General features: G+C 33.5%; 3 protein-coding genes. 1 reads left to right on the top strand and 2 read right to left on the bottom strand.

Features of this window, described 5'->3' with window-relative positions:
* Nucleotides 1–871, top strand: an 871-nt coding sequence (locus Wcon_RS10420) for an IS256 family transposase (RefSeq protein WP_114517979.1), incomplete at its 5' end; no start/stop codon positions are given.
* A gap of 94 nt (nt 872–965) precedes the next feature.
* Here the strand turns inward: Wcon_RS10420 and Wcon_RS10415 are convergent.
* Both Wcon_RS10415 and Wcon_RS10410 read right to left on the bottom strand, forming a co-directional pair.
* Nucleotides 966–1,448 (bottom strand): hypothetical protein, encoded by a 483-nt coding sequence (locus tag Wcon_RS10415; protein ID WP_114516948.1) that lies wholly within the window; start codon nt 1,446–1,448, stop codon nt 966–968.
* A gap of 8 nt (nt 1,449–1,456) precedes the next feature.
* Complete coding sequence (locus tag Wcon_RS10410; protein ID WP_114516947.1) at nt 1,457–1,699, bottom strand: hypothetical protein; 243 nt, start codon at nt 1,697–1,699, stop codon at nt 1,457–1,459.
* Nucleotides 1,700–1,806 lie beyond the last annotated feature (107 nt).

The raw sequence follows: 1,806 nt of genomic DNA, 5'->3' as shown, positions 1-1,806 counted from the left end.
TATGAGCTATAGAGATATAGCGTCACACGTTGAGGAAATTTATGATCACAAAATATCGGTAGCAGAGATATCAAGTATTACCGACAAATTACTGCCTATAATCAATGAATGGCGTAGTCGTCCACTGCAATCAGTATACCCGATAGTATTTATGGATGGGATGTTCTTTAAGGTCAAGGAGGATGGACATTGCGTAAGTAAATGTATGTACAATATATTGGGCATAGACCAAAATGGCAGAAAAGAAGTCCTGGGCTTTTATTTGGCTGAAAGTGAAGGAGCTAACTTTTGGTTGGAAGTGCTAAATAACCTCAAAGAAAGAGGAGTAGAAGATATTCTGATTGCATGTGTAGATGGGCTAAAAAGCTTTCCTGCAGCCATCAACAGTGTATTTCCCAGTGCAGAAGTGCAGCTATGTATAGTACACCAAATAAGAAATTCTCTGAAATATGTATCCAGTAAAGATGTGAAAGTTTTCATGAATGATCTGAAAAAAATATATCGTGCTTCAAGTAAAGAAATTGCTGAGAATTATCTGCTTGAGCTGGAAGGAAAATGGGGAGAAAAGTATCCTTTAGTTATAAAATCCTGGCAGAACAATTGGGAAAACTTATCCAGTTATTTTAAGTATTCTGGGCCAGTTAGGAAGCTGATTTACACCACTAATCCAATTGAGGGGTTGCATAGACAAATCAGGAAATTTACTAAAACTAAGGGTTCATTTACTAGTACAAATGCCTTGTACAAACAGGTATATTGTGCTATAAAAAAGGTAGAGCAAAAGTGGATTATGGCTCTCCCTAATTGGGCTTTAACTATGTCTCAACTTGATATTTTCTTTCCAGATAGGTTGAAAATTGAGTTGAACTAAAAATGCGGCTTGACACACTTTTTTGAACATTCCCTCATAAGCCGGTATTTCAAATAAGTTGGTCAAAAACCATATTTCATCTTCTGTTCTATTTTTAATTTTTATTAGTCGTACTTGCTATTGCTCTGCTTCCGCTGTAAAGATTCACTATATTATCTTCCAAAATTTCCGATCCATCTGGTTGTTGTTTTTGCGTAATTTCATTCTCTCTTATAACGCAGTACCTTCTTTTTAAGTATGTTCTTGTGATAAATTTGTATTCCTTTTTGTCAAACTCAGTGAAAGTTGCAACTTTTGCAATCCTTCTATCAAACAATAAAATATCCTCTTTTTTAACTTTAGCTTCATTAATTGCTCTAACCAGCGCTATATCTTCGCTACTTTCTTCTTGCCCTTGACAAAATCTTATACTCGTCGGTAATTGGCCTTTTAATCCAACGCTTACTTTGACTTGACTGTCATTGCTTTTACCACCTATTTTTAACCCATCTTTTATAAGGTACCCTGATAAATTTATAATTGTTGAATCGAATCTATGTAAGTTATGTGACGTTTTTCTGGGCAATAATTTTTCCACTTTGTTTATTAAATCGATATATACACCTTTAAAATAATCAGAACTTTTAACCTTTTCGATAAGCCACTGTATGTAACTGTACTTTTATCATCATTTTTATCTATCACACACCTATTTATTACCATTTCTAGTGCTCTTAAGCTTGTTTTCTGACCCATTAATATTAGCTTCATTAAGCCTTTAAATATTATTTTACCAACTAACTTAGTATTACATTTATCTACCTCTGTTGATTTTCCTAGTCTTTCCAAATCCTCGTCTTTTAGTTAAGTTTAGTATTCTTTCTATTTGATCCATTATTGCCTCCATTTTTCTTTAATAATAGCTCTTTTATCTTCTTCTTATGACACTTTCAACA

It is taken from the genome of Wolbachia endosymbiont of Cylisticus convexus (genome assembly GCF_003344345.1).
Note: the sequence above shows the minus strand (reverse complement) of the source record. Positions and strands in the feature narration are given on the sequence as shown.